The sequence below is a fragment of the Pseudomonas sp. REB1044 genome (assembly GCF_038813925.1).
GTDB lineage: Bacteria > Pseudomonadota > Gammaproteobacteria > Pseudomonadales > Pseudomonadaceae > Aquipseudomonas > Aquipseudomonas boreofloridensis.
Map to the genome: position 1 here is coordinate 1225968 of NZ_CP046139.1, position 22351 is coordinate 1248318.

20 protein-coding genes are annotated in these 22351 nt (G+C 64.2%); 11 read left to right on the forward strand and 9 right to left on the reverse strand.

The genetic code is table 11. The features are described 5' to 3' along the window. Window positions 1–56 precede the first annotated feature (56 nt). The 7 genes from GKC70_RS05690 (at window position 57) to pcaC (ending at window position 6890) form a co-directional block, all read left to right on the forward strand. Window positions 57–905 (forward strand): CoA transferase subunit A, encoded by an 849-nt coding sequence (locus GKC70_RS05690; protein WP_039579687.1) that lies wholly within the window; start codon window positions 57–59, stop codon window positions 903–905. Continuing rightward, on the forward strand, window positions 902–1681 hold the full coding sequence (locus GKC70_RS05695; protein WP_342650708.1) for a CoA-transferase subunit beta: 780 nt from the start codon (window positions 902–904) through the stop codon (window positions 1679–1681). The genes GKC70_RS05690 and GKC70_RS05695 overlap by 4 nt, the downstream gene beginning before the upstream one ends. Continuing rightward, window positions 1678–2883: a 3-oxoadipyl-CoA thiolase gene (pcaF, locus tag GKC70_RS05700; protein ID WP_317871727.1), complete on the forward strand. Its 1206-nt coding sequence runs from the start codon at window positions 1678–1680 to the stop codon at window positions 2881–2883. Before GKC70_RS05695 ends, pcaF begins: the two co-directional genes overlap by 4 nt. Before the next feature lie 140 nt (window positions 2884–3023). After that, window positions 3024–4313, forward strand: a complete 1290-nt coding sequence (locus GKC70_RS05705) for an MFS family transporter (protein ID WP_342650709.1) — start codon at window positions 3024–3026, stop codon at window positions 4311–4313. Between the two features lie 9 nt (window positions 4314–4322). Next, window positions 4323–5684 carry a 3-carboxy-cis,cis-muconate cycloisomerase gene (locus tag GKC70_RS05710; RefSeq protein ID WP_342650710.1) on the forward strand — a complete coding sequence of 454 codons (1362 nt, stop codon included), beginning with the start codon at window positions 4323–4325 and terminating at the stop codon, window positions 5682–5684. A gap of 11 nt (window positions 5685–5695) precedes the next feature. Beyond that, the gene (gene pcaD, locus GKC70_RS05715; RefSeq protein WP_342650711.1) at window positions 5696–6487 is read left to right on the forward strand and encodes a 3-oxoadipate enol-lactonase; all 792 of its coding nucleotides are present in this window, start codon (window positions 5696–5698) and stop codon (window positions 6485–6487) included. Window positions 6488–6497: 10 nt separating this feature from the next. Continuing rightward, window positions 6498–6890, forward strand: coding sequence for a 4-carboxymuconolactone decarboxylase (pcaC, locus tag GKC70_RS05720; protein ID WP_116888925.1), 393 nt, complete (start codon window positions 6498–6500; stop codon window positions 6888–6890). A 47-nt stretch (window positions 6891–6937) separates the two neighbouring features. Here pcaC and GKC70_RS05725 read toward each other — a convergent pair whose 3' ends face one another. The 5 genes from GKC70_RS05725 to GKC70_RS05745 form a co-directional block, all read right to left on the reverse strand. Then, complete coding sequence (locus GKC70_RS05725; protein WP_342650712.1) at window positions 6938–7462, reverse strand: Mpo1-like protein; 525 nt, start codon at window positions 7460–7462, stop codon at window positions 6938–6940. Between the two features lie 104 nt (window positions 7463–7566). After that, window positions 7567–8820 carry an OprD family porin gene (locus tag GKC70_RS05730; protein WP_342650713.1) on the reverse strand — a complete coding sequence of 418 codons (1254 nt, stop codon included), beginning with the start codon at window positions 8818–8820 and terminating at the stop codon, window positions 7567–7569. Between the two features lie 306 nt (window positions 8821–9126). Next, window positions 9127–10581, reverse strand: coding sequence for an AdeC/AdeK/OprM family multidrug efflux complex outer membrane factor (locus GKC70_RS05735; protein WP_342650714.1), 1455 nt, complete (start codon window positions 10579–10581; stop codon window positions 9127–9129). Beyond that, on the reverse strand, window positions 10578–13730 hold the full coding sequence (gene ttgB / locus GKC70_RS05740; protein ID WP_342650715.1) for a multidrug efflux RND transporter permease subunit TtgB: 3153 nt from the start codon (window positions 13728–13730) through the stop codon (window positions 10578–10580). Before ttgB ends, GKC70_RS05735 begins: the two co-directional genes overlap by 4 nt. 3 nt (window positions 13731–13733) lie before the next feature. Further along, a complete protein-coding gene (locus tag GKC70_RS05745) occupies window positions 13734–14888 on the reverse strand; it encodes an efflux RND transporter periplasmic adaptor subunit (protein WP_342650716.1) in 1155 nt (384 codons plus the stop codon). Between the two features lie 253 nt (window positions 14889–15141). Here GKC70_RS05745 and GKC70_RS05750 point away from each other — a divergent pair, with 253 nt between their 5' ends. Further along, a complete protein-coding gene (locus GKC70_RS05750) occupies window positions 15142–15774 on the forward strand; it encodes a TetR family transcriptional regulator (protein WP_029612890.1) in 633 nt (210 codons plus the stop codon). A 71-nt stretch (window positions 15775–15845) separates the two neighbouring features. Here GKC70_RS05750 and GKC70_RS05755 read toward each other — a convergent pair whose 3' ends face one another. Then, window positions 15846–17249: an MDR family MFS transporter gene (locus tag GKC70_RS05755; RefSeq protein ID WP_342651474.1), complete on the reverse strand. Its 1404-nt coding sequence runs from the start codon at window positions 17247–17249 to the stop codon at window positions 15846–15848. 435 nt (window positions 17250–17684) lie between these two features. Between GKC70_RS05755 and GKC70_RS05760 the strand changes: the two genes are divergently transcribed. Continuing rightward, window positions 17685–18554 (forward strand): oxaloacetate decarboxylase, encoded by an 870-nt coding sequence (locus GKC70_RS05760; protein ID WP_039579656.1) that lies wholly within the window; start codon window positions 17685–17687, stop codon window positions 18552–18554. Window positions 18555–18569: 15 nt separating this feature from the next. On the opposite strand, the gene GKC70_RS05765 is transcribed toward GKC70_RS05760, so the two are convergent. Further along, a complete protein-coding gene (locus GKC70_RS05765) occupies window positions 18570–18743 on the reverse strand; it encodes a hypothetical protein (RefSeq protein WP_162889558.1) in 174 nt (57 codons plus the stop codon). 90 nt (window positions 18744–18833) lie between these two features. Continuing rightward, on the reverse strand, window positions 18834–19736 hold the full coding sequence (locus GKC70_RS05770; RefSeq protein WP_342650717.1) for a LysR family transcriptional regulator: 903 nt from the start codon (window positions 19734–19736) through the stop codon (window positions 18834–18836). Window positions 19737–19840: 104 nt separating this feature from the next. On the opposite strand from GKC70_RS05770, the gene GKC70_RS05775 reads away from it, so the two are divergent. Further along, on the forward strand, window positions 19841–20716 hold the full coding sequence (locus GKC70_RS05775; RefSeq protein ID WP_342650718.1) for an MBL fold metallo-hydrolase: 876 nt from the start codon (window positions 19841–19843) through the stop codon (window positions 20714–20716). 29 nt (window positions 20717–20745) lie between these two features. Beyond that, entirely contained in the window at window positions 20746–21360 is a 615-nt protein-coding gene (locus GKC70_RS05780) for an NAD(P)-dependent oxidoreductase (protein WP_342650719.1), read from the forward strand. 7 nt (window positions 21361–21367) lie between these two features. Here GKC70_RS05780 and GKC70_RS05785 read toward each other — a convergent pair whose 3' ends face one another. After that, the gene (locus GKC70_RS05785) at window positions 21368–22291 is read right to left on the reverse strand and encodes an AraC family transcriptional regulator (RefSeq protein WP_039579648.1); all 924 of its coding nucleotides are present in this window, start codon (window positions 22289–22291) and stop codon (window positions 21368–21370) included. Between the last annotated feature and the right edge of the window lie 60 nt (window positions 22292–22351).

Consider the following 22351-nt stretch of genomic DNA (forward strand, 5'->3'; position numbering starts at 1 on the left):
AACCCATCGCAGCCCCGCTGCACCCGTACTCGACTCAGCCTGACCAGGAGTCTGCAATGGCAGCAATCCTCTCGCTTCACGACGCCGTGAAGCAATTCGTCAACGACGGCGACTGTGTTGCCCTCGAAGGTTTCACCCACCTGATTCCCACCGCCGCCGGCCACGAGATCATTCGCCAGGGCAAGCGTGACCTGACCCTGGTGCGCATGACCCCAGACCTGATCTACGACCAACTGATCGGCGCTGGCTGCGCCCGCAAGTTGATCTTCTCCTGGGGCGGTAACCCCGGTGTCGGCTCGCTCCACCGCCTGCGCGACGCGGTCGAGAAGCAATGGCCGCACGCCCTCGAAATCGAAGAGCACAGCCACGCTGACCTGGCCAATGCCTACGTCGCCGGGGCCTCCGGCCTGCCGTTCGCGGTGCTGCGCGCGTACGCCGGCTCCGACCTGCCGAAGGTCAACCCGCTGATCCAGTCAGTCACCTGCCCGTTCACCGGCGAAGTACTGGCGGCCGTGCCTTCGGTGCGCCCGGACGTCACGGTGATCCATGCGCAAAAAGCCGACCGCAAGGGCAACGTCTTGCTGTGGGGCATCCTCGGCGTGCAGAAGGAAGCCGCGCTGGCGGCCAAGCGCTGCATCGTCACCGTCGAGGAGATCGTCGACGACCTGCAGGCACCGATGAACGCCTGCGTGCTGCCGACCTGGGCCCTGAGCGCCGTGTGCCTGGTGCCGGGCGGTGCGCATCCCTCCTACGCCCACGGCTACTACGAGCGTGACAATCGCTTCTACCAGGCCTGGGATCCGATCGCGCGCGACCGCGAAGCCTTCACCGCCTGGATCGACACCTACATCCGCGGCACCGCCGATTTCACCGAATTCAAGCGCACGCTGGAGGCCGCACAATGAGCTACTCCACCTCGGAAATGATGACCGTGGCTGCCGCCCGACGCCTGCGCAACGGCGCGGTCTGCTTTGTCGGCATCGGCCTGCCGTCCAAGGCCGCCAACCTCGCACGGTTGACCTCTTCCCCCGACGTCGTGCTGATCTACGAGTCCGGCCCCATCGGCGCCAAGCCCAGCGTGTTGCCGCTGTCGATCGGCGACGGTGAACTGGCCGAGACCGCCGACACCGTGGTGCCGACCGGCGAGATCTTCCGTTACTGGCTGCAGGGCGGACGCATCGACGTCGGCTTCCTCGGCGCCGCGCAGGTCGACCGCTTCGGCAATATCAACACCACCGTGGTCGGCGACTACCATGCGCCCAAGACCCGCCTGCCGGGCGCGGGCGGCGCGCCGGAGATCGCCGGTTCCGCCAAGCAGGTCCTGATCATTCTCAAGCAGTCCAAGCGCGCCTTCGTCGACAAGCTCGACTTCATGACGTCGGTCGGCCATGGCGAAGGCGGCGACTCGCGCAAGCGCCTGGGCCTGCCGGGCGAGGGCCCGGTGGGGATCATTACCGACCTGTGCATCATGGAGCCGGAAGCCGGCAGCCATGAGTTCGTGGTGACTTCGATTCATCCAGGCGTGACGCGCGAGCAGATCGTCGCCGCCACTGGCTGGGCCATCCGTTTCGCCGACAGCGTGCAGACCACGCAAGCGCCGAGCGATCACGAACTGACCGCGCTGCGCGACCTGGAAGCACGCACCGCCGCCGCCCACGGCCAAAGCGCAGGAGAAGCCTGATGCGTGAGGTATTCATCTGCGATGCCATCCGCACGCCGATCGGCCGCTTCGGCGGCGCCCTGGCCAGCGTTCGCGCCGACGACCTGGCGGCCGTCCCGCTCAAGGCGCTGATCGAGCGCAATCCACAGGTGCAGTGGGCGCAGCTCGACGAAGTGTTCCTCGGCTGTGCCAATCAGGCCGGCGAAGACAACCGCAACGTCGCACGCATGGCGCTGCTGCTGGCCGGGCTGCCGGAGAACGTTCCCGGTGTCACCCTCAACCGCCTGTGTGCCTCGGGCATGGACGCGGTCGGTACGGCGTTCCGTGCTATCGCCAGCGGTGAGATGGAGCTGGCCATTGCCGGTGGCGTGGAGTCGATGTCGCGCGCGCCGTTCGTCATGGGCAAGGCCGAAAGCGGCTATTCGCGTGCCATGAAGCTGGAAGACACGACCATCGGCTGGCGTTTCGTCAATCCCTTGATGAAAAGCCAGTACGGCGTCGATGCCATGCCCGAGACCGCCGATAACGTGGCCGACGACTATCAGGTGTCGCGCGCCGACCAGGATGCCTTCGCTGTGCGCAGCCAGCAGAAAGCGGCCGCCGCCCAAGCCGCCGGCTTCTTCGCTGAGGAGATCGTGCCAGTGCGCATCGCCCACAAGAAGGGTGAGACCTGGGTCGAGCAGGATGAGCACGTGCGTCCTGACACCACCTTGGAAGCGCTGGCCCGGCTCAAACCGGTCAACGGGCCCGACAAGACCGTCACGGCCGGCAATGCCTCGGGGGTCAACGATGGTGCAGCGGCATTGATTCTGGCCTCCGCCGAGGCGGTGAAAAAACATGGCCTCACCCCGCGCGCCCGGGTACTGGGCATGGCCAGTGCGGGTGTCGCGCCCCGTGTGATGGGCATCGGCCCGGTGCCGGCGGTGCGCAAGCTGTGCGAGCGCCTGGGCATCGCCGTGGCCGACTTCGATGTCATCGAGCTCAACGAAGCGTTCGCCAGCCAAGGACTGGCGGTGCTGCGCGAGCTTGGTGTGGCCGACGATGCGCCGCAGGTCAATCCCAACGGCGGCGCCATCGCCCTGGGTCATCCGCTGGGCATGAGCGGCGCGCGTCTGGTGCTGACGGCGCTGCATCAATTGGAGAAGAGCGACGGGCGCAAGGGCCTGGCGACCATGTGCGTAGGCGTGGGGCAAGGCCTGGCGTTGGCGATCGAGCGGGTCTGATGCGCGTCGGCCTCATCGCGGATTCAACCGTGATGGGGCCGGTCAATACGACGCATGGCCACTGGTCAGACCCGAGGCGGAACGAGACTGTTACCGGGTATGTCTAGACTTCACGGTATCCCTCCAGGAGCAAGCAACCCATGACCTCAGTTCATTACACGGGCGCAGAGCGCAAAAGCCGCATCTTCGCTATCGTCGGTGCCTCCTCGGGCAATCTGGTGGAATGGTTCGACTTCTACGTCTACGCCTTCTGCGCCATCTATTTCGCCCCCGCCTTCTTCCCATCGGGCGATCCCACCGTTCAACTGCTCAACACCGCCGGCGTGTTCGCGGCGGGCTTTCTGATGCGACCGATCGGCGGCTGGATCTTCGGTCGCCTGGCCGACCGTCACGGACGCAAGCATTCGTTGATGATCTCGGTGCTGATGATGTGCGCCGGTTCCCTGCTGATCGCCTGTTTGCCGACCTACGCCAGCATCGGCGCCTGGGCCCCGGCGCTGCTGCTGTTCGCCCGCTTGGTGCAGGGCCTGTCGGTGGGCGGCGAGTACGGCACCACCGCGACCTACATGAGCGAGGTGGCGCTGCGCGGTCAACGCGGCTTCTTCGCCTCGTTCCAGTACGTCACCCTGATCGGCGGCCAATTGCTGGCGGTGCTGGTGGTGGTGATCCTGCAGCAACTGCTCAGCGATGAAGAGCTGCGCGCCTGGGGCTGGCGCATTCCCTTCGTGGTCGGCGCCGTCGCTGCGCTGATTTCGCTGATGCTGCGCCGTTCGCTGAAGGAAACCAGCAGCGCCGAAACCCGTCAGGACAAGGACGCCGGCAGCATCGCCGGGCTGTTCCGCAACCATACCGCCGCGTTCATCACGGTGCTGGGCTACACCGCGGGTGGTTCGCTGATCTTCTACACCTTCACCACCTACATGCAGAAGTACCTGGTCAACACGGCCGGCATGAACGCCAAGAGCGCGAGCTTCGTGATGACCGGCGCGCTGTTTCTATTCATGATCCTGCAGCCACTGTTCGGCATGCTCTCCGACCGCATCGGTCGACGTAACTCGATGCTGTGGTTCGGTGCGTTGGGTACGCTGTTCACCGTGCCGCTGCTGATGGCGCTCAAAACCGTAAGCAGTCCGTTCATGGCTTTCGTGCTGGTGACCTTGGCACTGTGCATCGTCAGTTTCTACACCTCCATCAGCGGCCTGGTGAAGGCCGAGATGTTCCCGCCGCAAGTGCGTGCCCTTGGCGTCGGCCTGGCCTACGCGGTGGCCAATGCGGTGTTCGGCGGTTCCGCCGAGTACGTGGCCTTGGGCTTGAAGAGCCTGGGCATGGAGAACACCTTCTACTGGTACGTGACGGCAATGATGGCTATCGCCTTCCTGTTCAGCCTGCGCCTGCCCAAGCAGGCGGCGTACCTGCACCACGATCACTGAGGCGTTTCGATGAGTCAGGCGGATAACCAGCTATTCGATCTTTACTTCACCACCCCGGCGATGCGCGCGATTTTCTCCGACCGTGGCCGGCTACAGGGCATGCTCGACTTCGAGGCGGCCCTGGCCCGCGCCGAGGCGAGTGTCGGGCTGGTACCGCACACGGCGGTGCCGGCCATCGAGGCCGCGTGCAAGGCCGAGCGCTACGATGTCCAGGCCCTGGCCCAGGCCATCGCGGTGGCCGGCAATTCGGCCATTCCGTTGGTCAAGGCGCTGGGCAAAGTGGTCGCCAGCGGTGTGCCCGAGGCCGAGCGTTACGTCCACTTAGGCGCCACCAGCCAGGACGCCATGGACACTGGCCTGGTGCTGCAATTGCGTGACGCGCTGGACCTGATCGAAGTCGAGCTGGCTGGGTTGGCCGAGGCCCTGGCCCGGCAGGCCCTGCAGCATGCCGATACGCCGCTGGTGGGGCGCACCTGGCTGCAGCATGCAACGCCTGTGACCCTGGGCATGAAACTGGCCGGTGTCCTGGGTGCGCTGACGCGTCACCGCCAGCGCCTGCGCGAACTGCGCCCGCGCCTGACCTGCCTGCAGTTTGGTGGCGCCTCCGGCAGCCTGGCCGCGCTGGGCAGCAAGGCGCTGCCGGTGGCCGAAGCGCTGGCCGCGCAACTTCGCCTGAATTCGCCCGAACAGCCTTGGCACACCCAGCGCGATCGGCTGGTGGAGTTCGCCTCGGTGCTGGGCCTGATCGCCGGCAGCCTGGGTAAGTTCGGCCGCGACGTCAGCCTGCTGATGCAGACCGAGGCCGGTGAACTGTTCGAGCCTTCGGCGCCCGGCAAAGGCGGCTCCTCGACCATGCCGCACAAGCGCAATCCAGTAGGCGCGGCGGTGTTGATCGGCGCCGCGACCCGCGTGCCCGGCCTGCTCTCGACGCTGTTCGCCGCCATGCCCCAGGAGCACGAGCGTAGCCTTGGCTTGTGGCATGCCGAGTGGGAAACCCTGCCGGAGATCTGCTGCCTAGTGTCTGGCGCGCTGCAGCAGGCACGGCTGATCGCCGAGGGCATGGAGGTGGACGCCGAGCGTATGGGCCGCAACCTGGAACTGACCCAAGGTCTGGTGCTGGCCGAGGCGGTGAGCATCGTGCTGGCGCAACGCCTGGGGCGCGATACCGCCCACCATTTGCTGGAACAGTGCTGCCAGCGCGCCGTGGCCGAGGGGCGCCACCTGCGCGCCGTGCTCGGCGATGAACGCCAGGTGACCGAGCAACTCAGCGGCGAAGAACTCGACCGTTTGCTCGATCCCGCCCACTACCTCGGTCAGGCCCGTGTCTGGGTGGCGCGCGCAGTGGCTGAACATCAACGTTTGACTGTCTGAAGGAGACCGCTGTGGCGCATTTGCAACTGCCCGATGGCGTACTGAACTACCGACTCGACGGCCCCGAGCATGCCCCGGTGCTGGTGTTGTCCAACTCGCTGGGCACCGACCTGCACATGTGGGACACCCAGATGCCGTTGTGGACCCCGCATTTTCGCGTGCTGCGCTACGACACCCGCGGCCACGGCGACTCGCAGGTCACCGAAGGCCCGTACAGCATCGAACAACTGGGCCATGATGTGCTGGCCTTGCTCGATGGCCTGCACATCCAGCGCGCGCACTTCTGCGGCCTGTCGATGGGCGGGTTGATCGGCCAGTGGCTGGGCATTCACGCCGGTGAGCGCCTGCTGCGCCTGGTGGTGTGCAATACGGCGGCGAAGATCGGCTCGCCGGACACCTGGAACCCGCGCATCGAAACGGTGCTGCGAGACGGCGCGGCGGCCATGCGTGGCCTGCGCGATGCCTCCATCGAGCGCTGGTTCACGCCGGCGTGGTCGGCGGCCCATGGCGAGCAGGTTTCACGCATCACCGAGATGCTGGCCAGCACTTCGCCGCAAGGGTATGCGGCCAATTGCGCGGCTGTGCGCGATGCCGATTTCCGTGACCAGTTGGGCGCCATCGCGGTGCCGCTGCTGGTGATTTCCGGCGAAGCCGATGCGGTCACGCCACCGTCGGGCGGGCAATTCATCCAGGCGCATGTCGCGGGGGCGCAATACGCTGGCTTCCAGGCCGCGCACCTGTCCAACGTCGAAGTCGGCGAGCCGTTCAGCCGTTGCGTGCTCGATTTTCTGCTGGCCCACTGAGGAGCGCCCCATGGACGAAAAACAACGCTACGACGCCGGCATGCACGTGCGCCGCGCGGTGCTGGGCGACGCCCACGTGGACCGCAGTCTGGAGAAGCTCAACGACTTCAACGGCGAGTTCCAGGAAATGATCACCCGGCACGCCTGGGGCGACATCTGGACCCGCCCAGGGCTGCCGCGCCACACCCGTAGCCTGATCACCATCGCCATGCTCATCGGCATGAACCGCAATGATGAACTTAAGCTGCACCTGCGCGCGGCCGCCAACAACGGCGTGACCCGTGAGGAAATCAAGGAAGTGCTGATGCAGAGCGCAATCTACTGCGGCATTCCGGCGGCCAATGCCACGTTCCACCTGGCCGAGTCGGTGTGGGACGAGCTGGGCGTCGAATCGCGCGAGTAGGGCGCAACGTCGGCCATGCGTGCTTGCCAGCCGACGCCAGTGAACGGTTACGCCGCTGCGGGTTTGCGGCGTATCGCCACCGGCCCGGCATTGGCCTCCACGGCGCGTTTCAGGTCGGGGCACAGGCCAAGCATGAAGGCCAATTCCGCCACCACGAACAGCGGCCCGATGATCAGGCCGCTCAGGTCGTCGACGAAGGCTGGCTTGCGTCCTTCGTAGGCGTGGCCGATGAACTGGATCATCCAGCCCACCACGAACAGGCCCAGGCCAATGCTCAGCCACAGGCCGGTTTGTTGTTGCGCCAGCCATTGCCCTGCCCATAGGCACAGCCCCAGCAATGTGCCCATGAGCAGCCCCCAGCGCAGGTCCAGGCGCAAGTAGAACCACACCGAAGCCGCCGCGACCAGCAATGCCGGAGACAACCAGAGGCCCGCCACGCTCCAGCCGGGCCTGGACAACAGGATGCTGACCGCCAGCACGATCAGCGGAATGCCGACGAAGTGGGTGGTGATGTTGCGCGGGTCACGGTGGTAGGCCGCGTACTGACTCAGGTGTTCGACGAGGGTCTTCATGGTTGTGCCTCCATCAGGGCAGGATCCCTTGTCGCCTTTAGGACAAGTGAGTGCTGCCCATCAGAATAGCCTGCTTGCGACTCGCTGTAGCGATTTCGCGCCTGTCAGAGCAGGCTCAACGGATAGTTGAGGATCAGACGGTTCTCGTCGAACGAGTTGGTGTTGAAGTCACGCCGCATGCTGGAGTTACGCCAGCGCAGCGAGAGGTCCTTGAAAGTGCCGGACTGGATGACGTAGGCCAACTCGGTTTCCCGCGCCCATTCCTTGCCATCGGTGACCGTGCCGGTCTGTACGTTGTCGCCTTTGATGTAGCGGTTCATCAGGGTCAGCCCAGGGATCCCGACGGTGGCGAAGTTGAAGTCGTGACGGACCTGCCAGGAGCGCTCCTTGGCATTGTCGAAGCTGGCGTTGTAACTGTCGTTGGCCAGGGTGCCCCCGCTGGTGCCATTGACCCGCATCCACTCGGTGTCGCCGCTGACCTTCTGCAGGCCGACATAGAACGTGTGGCCCTGGTAGCGCGCCGAGAGCATCGCCGACGCCGTGCGGTTGTCCAGACTGCCGGCGCGGGCGGCACCGTCGTCCTTGCCGATGAAGTAGCCCAGGTTGGCGCCCAGGGTCCAGTCGCCCAGGGGTTGGCTGTGGATCAGGTTGAGGTACTGCTGCTGGTAGATGTCCTTGAGCTGGGCATGCCACAGCCCGACTTGGGTGCGCTTGTCGTTGAAGCTGTACTCGCCGCCGGCGAAGTTGAAGCGGTCGGAGGTGAAGCCAGGGCGGCTGAACAGCGCCATATCCTCCATGCTGGCATCATTGCGCGGGCTGTTGCCGCGGAACTGGCCGCCGTAGAGGGTCAGGCCGGCGATCTCCTTGGAGGTGATCTGACCGCCGCGGAACGTCTGCGGCAGCGAGCGGCCGTCGTCCGAACGCAGGATCGGCAATACCGGCATCCACTCACCGACTTTGAGTTCGGTTTGCGAAACCCGCGCCTTCAGCGCTACGCCCAGGCGACCGAAGTCATCCGCCGGTCGGCCATCGTCGTGCACCGGCAGCAGTTGCGTGCCGGCCGTGCCCTTGCCGCCATCGAGTTTGAGCGAGTACAGCCCCAGCACATCGACACCGAAGCCCACGGTTCCTTGGGTGAAGCCCGAGCGGGCATCGAGGATGAAGCTTTGTGTCCATTCCTCGGCCTTGCCCTGAGCTCTGGCCGGATCGACGAAATTGCGGTTGATGTACAAGTTGCGCAGGTTGAGAGCGGCCTTGGCATCCTCTGCGAAACCGCCGTCGTCAGCGAAGGCGGGCAGGGTGCAGGACAGGGCCAGAAGGCCCGGCAGCAACGGGCGTGCAGGTTGCAGAATGCTCATCTGTCTTGGATCTCTTGTTTTTATTGGGCGAGCCGAGGCCCTACGGGAGTGCCCATAGGTCGACGCTTTTCTTGAGAACTTGTGCAACGTTGCGTAGCCGATGGTGCGTGATGGGCTTGGCGCCAGGCAATTCGTGTCGAGCGGAATGGGGCGGTAATCGAACGTATTGTTGCGCTCCAGCGCGTCAGGGCGTAGACGCGCAGACATCGCTGCGGCGAACCGCTGTCACAGGCGGCAGGCGGTCGCTGAAAACCGGACAACAAAAAGCCCACCGCAAGGGTGGGCTCTGTGTCGAAGGCTGATCACTCAGCCCTTGGGCGCCTGCATCGAAGCCTGTTGATTGGCCTGACCGGTGCGCTCGTACCAGCCACCGCCCAAGGCCTTGTACAGGTTGACCTCGCTGGTCAACTGCGACAGACGATCGCTGATCAGCGACTGCTGGGCACTGAACAGGTTGCGCTGGGCGTCGAGGAAGGTCAGGTTGCTGTCGATACCGATGCGGTAGCGGCGCTCGGCCAGGCGGTAGTAGTCCTGGTTGGCCGCCACCAGATCGCGCTGGGCCTGCAACTGTTCCTCGAAGGTCTTGCGTGCCGCCAGGCCATCGGAGACTTCCTGGAAGGCCGTCTGAATGGTCTTTTCGTACTTGGCGACGTTGATGTCCTTCTGGATCTTCGAGTAGTCCAGGCTGGCGCGCAGGCTGCCGGCGTTGAAGATCGGCAGGTTGATCTGCGGCTGGAACAGCCAGGTGCCCGAGCCGCCCTTGAATAGGCCGCCCATGTCCGGGCTCAGGGTGCCAGCATTGGCGGTCAGGCTGATGCTCGGGAAGAACGCCGCGCGCGCCGCGCCGATGTTGGCGTTGGCGGCCTTGAGCTGATGCTCGGCTTCCTGGATGTCAGGCCGGCGTTGCAACAGGTCCGACGGCAGGCCGGCCGGCACTTGGGCGAGCTGGTCGGCATCGAGCTTGAGCGGAGCCGGCAGATCGCTCGGCACGCCGGTACCCAGCAGCACGGTCAGGCTGTTGAGGTCCTGCGCCACCAGGCGTTGGTACTGCGACAGCTTGACCCGTGCGCCTTCGACGGCGGTGCGCGCCTGGCTCAGGTCGAGCGCTGACGCCACCCCCACCTCGTTGCTGCGACGGGTCAGGTTGAAGCTTTCTTCGTAGTTCTTCAGCGTGTCCTGGGTCAACACCAGCAGCGCCTTATCGGCCTGCCAGGTGTAGTAGGCATTGGCCACGCTGGCCACCAGGCTGATTTGCGTGGAGCGCCGTGCCTGTTCGCTGGACAGGTAGATTTCCAGGGCCTGCTCGCTGAGGCTGCGTACGCGGCCGAACAGGTCCAGCTCGTAAGCGCTGACCCCGAGGGTCGCCGAGTACTGGCTGTTGATGTTCGAGTTGCCAGTCTGCGACATGTTCGCTGGCACTCGCTGGCGACTGCCGCTGCCGGTGGCCGACACCGCCGGGAACAGGTCGGCGCGCTGAATGCGGTACTGCGCACGGTAGGCGTCGATGTTCAACGCCGCCACGCGCAGGTCGCGGTTGTTGACCAGCGCGGTCTGGATCAGCTTCTGCAGCGCCGGGTCGTTGAAGAACTGGCGCCAGCCCTGCTCGGCGGCGGCCACGTCGGCCGACTCGGTCGGCGAGTAGGCCGGGCCTTGTGGCCACTGCGCGGGCACCGGAGCGTCCGGGGTCTTGTAATCGGGAATCAGCGAGCAGCCGCCGAGAATGAACGCGGTGACTGTCAGGGACAGCAAAGACTTGGTCATTGCCCAGCCTCATTACGTGGAGTTTCAGGGGTGAAGTCGTGTTCCGGCTCTTTGCTGCCGAACAGCGACGACACTGCGACGAAGAATAGCGGTACCCAGAAGATCGCCAGCACGGTTGCGCTGATCATGCCGCCGATCACGCCGGTACCGATGGCATGCTGGCTGCCCGCACCGGCGCCGCTGGCGATGGTCAACGGTACCACGCCGAGGATGAACGCCAGCGAGGTCATAATGATAGGGCGCAGACGCATGCGGCACGCCTCGATTGCCGCGTCGTACAGGCTCTTGCCCTGTTCGTGCAGCTCCTTGGCGAACTCGACGATCAGGATGGCGTTCTTCGCCGCCAGGCCGATCGTGGTCAGCAGTCCGACCAGGAAATAGACGTCGTTGGAGAGGCCGCGCAAGCTGGTGGCGATCAGCGCACCGATGATGCCCAGGGGCACTACCAGGACCACGGCGATCGGAATCGACCAGCTTTCGTACAGCGCTGCCAGGCAGAGGAACACGAACAGCAGCGACAGGGCGAACAGCGCGGGCATTTGCGAGCCAGAGAGTTTTTCCTCGTAGGACATGCCGGTCCAGGAGAAGCCCACACCGCTTGGCAACTCGCCAATGATGCGTTCGACCTCGGCCATCGCCTCACCGGTGCTGTAACCGGGCGCCGGTGCGCCGAGCACCTCGACCGCTTCCACGCCGTTGTAGCGCGAGAGTTTCGGCGAGCCGTAGGTCCATTCACCTTTGGCGAAGGAGGAGAACGGCACCATTTCGCCCTTGCCGTTGCGCACGTACCACTTCTGCAGGTCTTCCGGGCTCATGCGGGCATTGGCTTCACCCTGGATGTACACCTTCTTGACCCGGCCGCGATCGATGAAGTCGTTGACGTAGCTGCCGCCGAGGGCGATCGACAGGGTGTTGTTGATATCGGCGATGGTCACGCCCAAAGCGCTGGCGCGTTCGTCGTCGACGATCAGTTGGTACTGCGGTTCATCGTTCAGGCCATTCGGGCGTACCCCGGCCAGGATCTTGCTCTGCGAGGCCTTGGCGAGGAACTGGTTGCGCGCTTCCATGAGTTTCTCGTGGCCGACACCAGCACGGTCCTGAAGGAAGACGTCGAAGCCGGTTGCGTTACCCAGCTCCAGTACCGCAGGCGGGGCGAAGGCGAATACCATGGCATCGCGGAAGCCGAAGAAGTGCTGCTGCGCACGGGTCGACAGGTTGAAGACGCTGTTCTCCGACGAGCGCTCGCCCCAGGGCTTGAGCATGATGAAGGCCATGCCCGAGCTCTGGCCGCGGCCGGCGAAGTTGAAGCCGGTCACGGTGAACACCGACGACACGGTGTCGGCTTCGTCCTTGAGCAGGTACTCGCGCATCTGGTCGACCACCGCCTGGGTGCGCTCGGCACTGGAGCCGGCCGGCGTCTGCGCCTGGGCGAACAGCACGCCCTGGTCTTCTTCGGGCAGGAATGCGGTGGGGATACGCATGAACAGCCAGATCATGCCCACCACGATCAACACGTAGGCCAGCAAAAACGGGATCTTGTTGCGCAGGATACCGCCGACGCTGCGTTCATAGCCTTGTACGCTGCGATCGAAGTTGCGGTTGAACCAACCGAAGAAACCACCCTTGGCCGTGTGGTGCTCGCCTTTTTTCAGCGGCTTGAGCATGGTTGCGCACAGCGCTGGGGTGAAGACCAGTGCCACCAGCACCGACAGACCCATGGCCGAGACGATGGTGATGGAGAACTGCCGGTAGATCACGCCAGTGGAACCGCCGAAGAAGGCCATGGGCAGCAATACCGCCGACAGCACCAGGGCGATACCCACCAGGGCGCCCTGGATCTGCTCCATCGAGCGTTTGGTCGCCTCCTTGGGCGGCAACCCTTCCTCGGACATCACCCGTTCGACGTTTTCCACCACGACGATGGCGTCGTCCACCAGCAAGCCGATGGCCAGCACCATGGCGAACATGGTCAGGGTGTTGATGCTGAAACCCGCTGCGGCAAGGATGCCGAAGGTGCCCAGCAGGACCACCGGTACGGTCATCGTGGTGATGATGGTGGCGCGGAAGTTCTGCAGGAACAGGTACATCACCAGGAACACCAGCACCACCGCTTCGATCAGGGTGTGGATCACGCCGCTGATCGATTCGGTGACCACCGGGGTGGTGTCATACGGGAACACCGCCTTGACCCCTGGCGGGAAGAAAGGCTCCAGGTCCTGCACGGTCTTGCGCAGCGCCTTGGCGGTATCCAGGGCGTTTGCGCCAGTAGCCAGCTTGACTGCCAGTCCGGAGGCCGGCTTGCCGTTGAACTGGGCGCTGACGGCATAGTTTTCGCCGCCCAGGCCAACCTTGGCCACGTCACCCAGGCGCACTTGCGAACCGTCGTTGTTGACCTTCAGCAGGATCTTCTCGAACTGCTCGGCGGTCTGCAGGCGGGTCTTGCCGATGATGGTCGCGTTGAGCTGGGTGCCAGGCATGGCAGGCAGGCCGCCCAGTTGCCCTGAGGACACTTGGACGTTTTGCGCGGTCACGGCCGTGCGCACGTCTACCGGGGTCAGTTGGTATTTGTTGAGCTTGGCCGGGTCGAGCCAGATACGCATGGCGTACTGTGCACCGAACACCTGGAAGTCACCGACACCGGCGGTACGCGAGATCGGATCCTGCATGTTGGAGACGATGTAGTTGGCCAGGTCGTCCTTGGTCATGCTGCCGTCTTCGGACACCAGGCCGATCACCAGCAAGAAGTTCTTCACCGCCTTGGTGACGCGGATACCTTGCTGTTGTACTTCCTGTGGCAGCAGGGGCGTGGCCAGGTTGAGCTTGTTCTGCACCTGGACCTGCGCCGTATCGGCGTTGGTGCCCTGCTCGAACGTCGCGGTGATGGTCATGCTGCCGTCGGAGTTGCTCTCCGAGGACACGTAACGCAGGTTGTCGATGCCGTTGAGCTGCTGCTCGATGACCTGCACCACGGTGTCCTGCACGGTCTGCGCGGAGGCGCCCGGGTAGGTCACGGCGATGGCGATGGCCGGCGGCGCGATGCTGGGATACTGGTTGATCGGCAGCTTGAGGATTGCCAGGGCCCCGACCAGCATGATCACCAAGGCGATCACCCAGGCGAAGATCGGGCGATCGATAAAGAACTTCGACATGGTTTACTCCGCTTTGGCGTCTGCTTTCGCCGAGTTGGGCTGGTCAGGGCTGCCCGGCTTCTTGACGTTGGTGGCCTCGCTGACCTTGACCTCGGCACCTGGACGCACGTACTGCAGACCTTCGGTGATCAGGCGGTCGCCTGCCTTCAGGCCATCCTCGACCAACCACTCGTTGCCCAAGGTGCGGGTCGCCTTGAGCTGGCGCAGTTCGACCTTGTTGTCCTGGTTCACCACCAACGCGGTGGCCGCGCCCTTGAGGTCGCGGGTCACCCCTTGCTGGGGCGCCAGGATCGCATTGGCGTTGACCCCAGCCTGCAGGCGCGCATGCACGAACATGCCTGGCAGCAGCGTGTGGTCCGGGTTGGGGAAGACGGCGCGCAGGGTCACGGAACCGGTGGACTCGTCGACCGAGACCTCGGAAAACTCCAGGCGACCTTCGCGCGCGAACGTGCTGCCATCTTCGAGAATGAGCTGGACCTTGGCGGCGTTCTCGCCGGCTTTCTGCAACTGCCCGCTCTCCAGGTCGCGGCGCAGCTTGAGCAGTTCGGCGGTGGACTGGGTAACGTCGACGTAGATCGGGTCGAGTTGCTGGATAGTGGCCAGGGCGTTGCTCTGGCCATTGCTCACCAGCGCGCCTTCAGTGACCGCCGAGCGACCGATGCGGCCGCTGATCGGTGCCAGTACCTTGGTGTAGCGCAGGTCGATCTGCGCGCTCTTGAGTGTGGCCTCGGCCTGCAGACGCTTGGCATTGGCGTCGTCGTATTCCTGCTTGGACACCGCCTGCTCATCGATCAACTGCTTGTAGCGCCCGGCCAGCGAGCGCGTGGCCTGCAGGTTGGCCTGGGCATTGCTCAGGTTGGCTTCGTACACCGCAGGGTCGATCTGGTAGAGCTGCTGCCCTTCCTTGACGTCGCTGCCTTCCTTGAACAGGCGCTTGAGAATGATGCCGTTGACCTGTGGCCGAACTTCGGCCACGCGGTAGGCGCTGGTACGCCCCGGCAGTTCCGACGTCAGCGTGAAGGCTTGGGGCTGCAAGGTGACGACGCCGACCTGAGGCGTCTGCGCGGCAGGCGGGGCCTCTTCTTTCTTGCAGCCACTGAGCAGGGTGGCCAAGGCGACGGCGGATACCAGGGCGGTAACGGCTGGCTTGAAGTGCATGAGGATCCTCGGGTCGCAGGAGCAGGGGGAGCTCAAGAATAGTGGAAGAGTATTGTCAGAAAAAACGCTATTCGGTGGATAAGTAGCTTACTAACGAATATACTTACATTCATGGTTGTTTGTAAATAGCGCGGTGGTGGTATCAGGCTACTACCGCAGTACGTGATCAATGCATTCGGGACCCGCCCTGCAGAGGCGCGCCCGGTACAACCCGCGCGCCCATCGCGTGGGGTTCTGATGAGGTTGAGCTGCCATGGTTCGTCGTACCAAAGAGGAAGCACAGGAGACTCGCGCGCAGATCATCGACGCGGCCGAGCGCGCCTTCTACAAACGTGGCGTCGCTCGTACCACCCTGGCCGATATCGCCGAGATCGCCGGCGTGACCCGCGGTGCGATCTACTGGCACTTCAGCAACAAAGCCGACCTGGTGCAGGCGTTGCTCGACAGCCTGCACGAAACCCATGACCACCTGGCACGCGCTGGCGAGAGCGAGGACGAACCCGACCCGCTCGGCTGCATGCGCAAACTGCTGGTGCAAGTGTTCAGCGAGCTGGTGCTCGACGCCCGGACCCGGCGCATCAATGAGATCTTGCATCACAAGTGCGAGTTCACCGATGAAATGTGTGAAATCCGCCAGCAACGGCAGCAGGCTGTCGCCGAATGCCACGATGGCATCAGCAGAACCTTGGCCAATGCCGCTCGGCGCGGCCAGTTACCCGTCGATCTGGATACCGAGCGGGCGGCCATCGCCATGTTTGCCTACATCGACGGTCTGATCGGGCGCTGGCTGCTACTGCCGGACAGCTTCGAGCTGTTGCGCGATGCGGACAAATGGGTCGATGCAGGGCTGGATATGCTGCGCTTGAGCCCCGCGCTGCGCAAATAAGACTTTGTGAAGGTTTGTGAGGAAGTCTTTCCCCGCAGGATTAACGGGGGATTATCGATCCTGATGCGCTCTCAGTCATGACCGCGCAGCTGTCGATCCGGCAATACCAGCGCCGCGACCAGCCCCAGCACCGCGACCCCTGCACTGGCCAGCAGCAGATAGCTGAATGTCTGCGTCAGGTGCGCCTGATTCGACGCATCGGCCACGCTACCTTGGAGGCTGCCGAGCAAAGGATTACCGACGCTGTGCAATCCGCCGACCTGCAACAGCGCCAGCAACAGGCTGGACATGCAGGCTACGCCCATTGCACCGCCTAACGAGCGGAACAGATTGGTGGTGCTGGTGGCCACGCCGATGTCCTTGATGTCCACCGCGCTCTGCGTGCCCACCAGCGAAGTGGGAAACTGCAATCCGCAGGCGATGCCGGTCAGCAGCATGAACGCCCCGCTCAGCCAGACGGACTGCGGCGCGGTCAGGGCCATGCCGACGATCGCCAGCGGCATCAGCACCGCGCCAGCCAGAATCTGCGGTTTATAGCGTCCGGTGAGGCTGGTCAGGCGGCCGCCGGTGAACGCCCCCAGCGGCAGTCCCATGGCCAGAGGCAATAGATGCAGTGCTGCGCTGTCGGCCCCGGCCCCAGTAATGCTCTGCAAGCGCAGCGGCATGAGCATGGTTAAAGAAATCGACTGGAAGCTGGCGAAGAAAATCACACACCAGCACAACACCGCCACCCAATTGCCGAACAGTTTCAAGGGCAACAGCGGCTCAGGGCAGCGCCGTTCATGGGCGATGAACAGTGACATGCCCAGCGCTGCGCAGCCGAACAGGGCCAGCACCGCCGGTGCGGTCCAGGCTGCGCCCTGGCCGACCAAAGTGATGCCCAGCAGCAGGCTGCCCAGCCCGACGATCAGCAGCAGCGCGCCGAGGTAGTCGACCTGCGCCTGCCGCCGTCTGACCGGCATTCCCTGCAACGCGCGGCGGATCACCCACCAGGCGCACACGCCCAGCGGCAGGTTGATCCAGAACACCCAGCGCCACGATAGATAGGCGGTGAGCCAGCCGCCCAGCACCGGGCCGGCAACGCTGGCCAGCGCATACATGCTGCTGAAGTAGCCTTGATAGCGCCCGCGTTCACGTGGCGGCACGAAATCGCCAATGATCGCCTGGCTCACCGAGACCATTCCGCCTGCGCCGATGCCTTGCAGCACGCGCGCCAGCACCAGTTGCTCCATATTCTGCGCCAGGGCACAGCCGATCGAGGCCAGGGTGAACACGGCGGTACCGGTGAGGATCATTCGGCGCCGACCATACAGGTCGCCGAGCTTGCCGTAGATGGGCACCGCCACGGTCATGGCCACCATATAGCCTGAAATCACCCAGGCCAGCAGGCCCACATCGTTGAACTGCGCGGAAATGGCGGGCAGGGAAACGGCGACGATGGTCTGGTCCAGGGCGCCGAGAAGAATCGCCAGCATCAGCGCGCTGAGCACGCTGCGCAAGACGGCGGGGGCAGGGCGGCGGTCACGGTTCACACCTTCTGGTCGGGTGATGAAGAAAAGCGCGTCGCCAGCCTTCATGAAAAGTGCGGGGCCGTGGCGAGCGTGTCGCAAAGTGTAACCTGAGTTAGGTAGCTTCCTATGTACTACCTGCATCGCCTATGCGCGATCGGCATACCTGCTTTCACCCGGAGTATCAGGGCAGCGTGATATCGTGGGCGATCAAAGCAGCCGAAATACACTGGATTGCACCCATTTGGTGCACATTGCTCCAGGTTTCCGCATCGCCGTATTCCCACGCCGTCTATTCCACTCTCTGCATGGTGCCTGTGATCATAGTCACACCCGGCAACGTGTTTCCCGGCAGGAGTCGGTAGTCAGCCAGTTCGAATTCCATCTTCATGCGGAGTGACCATGCCCAAAGCGTCCCACCAAGATCTGCGTTTTGCCTTTCGCGAACTCCTCGCCTCAGGTTCGTGCTATCACACAGCGTCCGTGTTCGATCCCATGTCTGCACGCATCGCCGCCGACCTGGGCTTCGAGGTCGGCATCCTCGGTGGTTCCGTCGCCTCGTTGCAGGTACTGGCCGCGCCTGACTTCGCCCTGATCACCCTCAGCGAATTCGTCGAGCAGGCCACCCGCATCGGCCGCGTCGCTCAACTGCCAGTGCTGGCCGACGCCGACCACGGCTACGGCAATGCGTTGAATGTGATGCGCACGGTCACTGAGCTGGAGCGTGCCGGTGTCGCTGCGCTGACCATCGAAGACACCCTGCTGCCGGCCCAATTCGGTCGCAAGTCCACCGACCTGATTTCCGTGGAAGAGGGCGTTGGCAAGATTCGTGCAGCGCTCGAAGCGCGGGTCGACACCTCGCTGTCGATCATCGCCCGTACCAATGCCGGGGTACTGAGCACCGAAGAAATCATCTTCCGCACCCAGAGCTACCAGAAGGCGGGTGCCGATGGCATCTGCATGGTTGGCGTGAAGGATTTCGAGCAACTGGAGCAGATCAGCCAGCACCTGAGCGTGCCGCTGATGCTGGTCAGCTACGGCAACCCCAATCTGCGCGACGACGAGCGCCTGGCGCGCCTGGGCGTGCGCATCGTGGTGGACGGTCACGCGGCGTACTTCGCTGCCATCAAGGCAACCTACGACTGCCTACGCCTGCAGCGCGGTCAGCAGAACAAGTCCGAGAACCTCAGCGCCACCGAGCTTTCGCACACCTATACGCAGCCCGAGGATTACATCCGCTGGGCCAAGGAGTACATGAGCGTCGAGGAGTGAGCGGCAACTGCCGCGCTACCTGAGGGCGCTCAAGGTCGCGGTGTGCGGTATGCAGTGTGCGTGGCTGCAACTGGCTGCGCTAGCGGGCTGGCTGCGCAGCAGTTCGACGCGCCAACAGGCCGAGGCGTAAAGCCCGGCCACGGCCACCAGGGCCAGGACGATGACGCAGCGTCTGGATTTGATACCCATCTTGTCGACCTCCTGCAATGCTTACAGGGATACCTGCAAGCATAGGTCAGATGAGCGCTACCACTCCTGCTGAATGATCCTGTATTCAGCTCAGTCGCAGTCCCATTCCGAGTCGTCGCCGAAGCGTTGGGCAAGAAAGTCCAGCATGCTGCGCAAGGTCGCCGGCATGTGCTTGCGCGAGGTGTACACCGCATGCAGGTTCAGCTCACGTGGACGCGCATGGGGCAGCACGCTCACCAGTTCGCCGCTGCGTAAGGCCGAGGCGGCCTGATAGGTCGGCAGCATGGCGATGCCCGCACCCGCCTGCGCCGCTCGCTGCAAGGTCAGTGCCTCGTTGGCGCTGATGTTGCCTTGCACGGGCACCGCCACCGATTCCCCGTTCACCTCGAAATGCCATACACCATGGCCGAAGTAGGCATGGGTCAGGCAATTGTGCGCGGCCAGATCCTCGACCTGCTGGGGTACGCCGTGGGCGCTGAGATAGGCGGGGCTGGCGCAGACCACCGAGCGGCAGACGGTCAGGCGTCGTGCGATCAGGTTGGGGTCCAGGTCATTGCTGGTGCGGATGGCCAGGTCGATGCGCTCTTCGATCAAATTGACCGTCCGGTCGAGCATCTGCAATTCCACCTTCACTCCGGGATAACGGTGTACGTACTCAGCGACTGCGTCGGCCAGTTGCGCGTAGCCGAACGAGGTACTGACGCTGATGCGCAACTCGCCACGAGGGGCTTCGTCGGGCTGACGCACGGCGCTTTGCAGATCCCCCGCCAACTCCAGCATTTGCCGACAGCGCGGCAGGATTTCCTGGCCCGCCGCCGTCAGGCTCAGCTTGCGCGTGGTGCGTTGCATCAGGCGGGCGCCGACCCAGGTCTCCAGTTCGGCCAGGTAGCGCGAGACGACCGGCCTGGACAGTTGCAAATACTCCGCAGCCGCCGATTGGCTGCCGAGATCGACGACATTGACGAACACCCGCATGGCAGTAAGACGGTCCATGATTCGCTCGATTTCAGAAACAAACTATGTCCAAGCATCGCATTTTTTGTAACGAATTGGGCAACTAAGCTGTGCGCAATCCTTCTCTTTCACAGGATCTTCGCATGTCCGTTCTTTCCTCCCTCCGCGCCCTGCTGTTGGCCTGCGCCGCCTTGACTGGGTACGCCCAGGCCGGACCGGCCCTGCAACTGGACGTCTACCACCCCGGCCACGATGGACTGTTTCCGGTCAGCTCGGTGATCGTCAGCGGTGCACACGACGCGGTGCTGATCGACGCCCAATTCGGCAAGTCGCAGGCCGAGCAGGTGGTGCAGCGACTGCGCGCCAGCGGTAAGCGCCTGACCACCATCTACATCAGCCATGGCGATCCGGACTACTACTTCGGTCTCGACACCCTGACGCGCGCCTTCCCCAAAGCCAAGGTGGTGGCCTGCGCCGCTACCGTTGCGCACATCCGCCAGACCCGAGAAGCCAAGCTCGCTTACTGGGGCCCGCAGATGGGCAACGACAAGCCCGCGAAGCTGATCGTGCCGCACGTGCTGCAAGGCGATCGCCTGGAACTGGAAGGTCAGACCTTGCAAGTGATGGGCCTGGATGGGCCGCAGCCGGACCGTAGTTTCGTGTGGATTCCTTCGATCAAAGCGGTGGTCGGCGGTGTGGTGGTGTCCGAGGGCATCCATGTGTGGATGGCCGACACCCAGTCAGCCCAATCCCACACCGACTGGCTGGCGACCCTGGCGCACATCGAGCACCTGGCGCCGCGTACGGTGATCCCTGGCCATTACCTGGGACAGGGCAGTCGCTCGCTGGAGGCCGTGCGCTTCACGGCCGATTACATCCGCGCCTTCGACAGCGAAACCGCCAAGGCTGCCGATGCGGCGACGCTGATCACAGCCATGAAGCAGCGCTATCCGAACCTGGCCGATGAAAGCTCGCTCGAGCTCAGCGCCAAGGTCGCGAAAGGTGAAATGAAGTGGTAACCCCTTACAACCTTGATGGAGTGTTTCCCATGAGCAAGATCGCAATCATCGGTGCCACCGGCCGCGCCGGCAGCCAGTTGCTGGAAGAGGCCGTGCGCCGGGGCCATCAGGTGGTCGCCATCGCCCGCGACCCGTCGTCGCTGCAAGGACGTCCAGGCGTCACGGTCAAGGCGCTGGACGCCAAAGACGGTGACGCACTGCAAGCGGCCGTCAGCGGCGTCGATGCGGTGTTGAGTGCCGCGCATTTCTCCACCCTCGAACCCCAGGCAATCATCGGCCCGGTCAAGCGCGCCGGGGTCAAGCGCCTGCTGGTGGTCGGCGGTGCCGGTAGTTTGCTACTGCCGTCCGGGCAACGGGTGATCGACAGCCCTGACTTTCCAAACGCCTACAAGGCCGAAGCGAGTGCCGGGGTACGCTTTCTCGACGCACTGCGCCAAGCGTCGGAGCTGGACTGGACCTTCCTCTCGCCCTCGGCCGAATTCGTCGAAGGCGAGCGCAGCGGGCGCTACACCTTGGGCCTGGACCATCTGCTGATCGGCGCCGACGGCAGGAGCTGGATCACCTTCGCCGACTATGCCATCGCCCTGATCGACGAGCTGGAGAAGCCGGCCCATTCGCGTCAGCGTTTCACCGTCGGTTACTGATTCGCCGCTAGCTGGCACCCGAGCGCAAGCGCGCCATGTCGCGGATCGGCGGTGCGCCGTAGAGCCGGCTGTACTCACGGCTGAACTGCGAAGGGCTTTCATAGCCCACTCGGTAACCTGCCACCGCGGCCTCCAGGCCATCATTGATCATCAGCCGCCGCGCCTCCTGCAGGCGCAGTTGCTTTTGATACTGCAGCGGGCTCATGGAGGTCACGGCCTTGAACCGATGATGCAAGGTCGAGGTACTCAGGTTCACTTCCCGGGCCAACTCCTCGATGCGCAGCGGTAAGTGAAAATGCTGGTTGAGCCAGGTGATCGCCTGGCTCACCCGGTGCGTCTGGCTGTTGGCCAGGGCGATTTCGTACAGCCGATGCCCCTGCGGGCCGCGCAGCAGACGATAAAGGATCTCGCGGCGAAACAACGGAGCAAGCATCGGGATATCACGCGGGGTGTCGAGCAGGCGCACCAAGCGCAGCAGGGCATCGAGCAGCGACGGGTCGGTGCGCTCCACGTACAGCCCGAGCCCGGACTGCACGTTGGGCACCAGCATCGGGCCGCTTTCGGCGATCAACTGACTGATCTCGGCGGCGTCCAGGTCAATGCGCAGGCCCAGCACCGGCTGTTGCGGGCTGGCGTCCAGGCGCACCCGACTGATCGGCATGGCCACCGACACCACCATGTAGTGCAGGGGGTCGTAGGCATACTGCTGATCACCGAGGAACAGGCTCTTGCTGCCCTGGGCCATTACGCACAGCGCGGGCAGCGCCAGTCCGGGCTTGGAGCGGATGTTGTCGGTGTAGCGTGACAGGTACAACTGCTCGATGGCCGAGGGCGGTCCATGAGGATCGCCGGCGTGCCGCAGGATCAGGTCAGCGAGTTCCTGACGCTGGCGCTCCAGGGTCGGATCGAGGGCGGCGAGGGCTGTGGTCATGGTCGAATTCCTTCAGGGACGGGGCCAGCATAGGTTTGGGCAACGCCAAGCGCTAGCCAG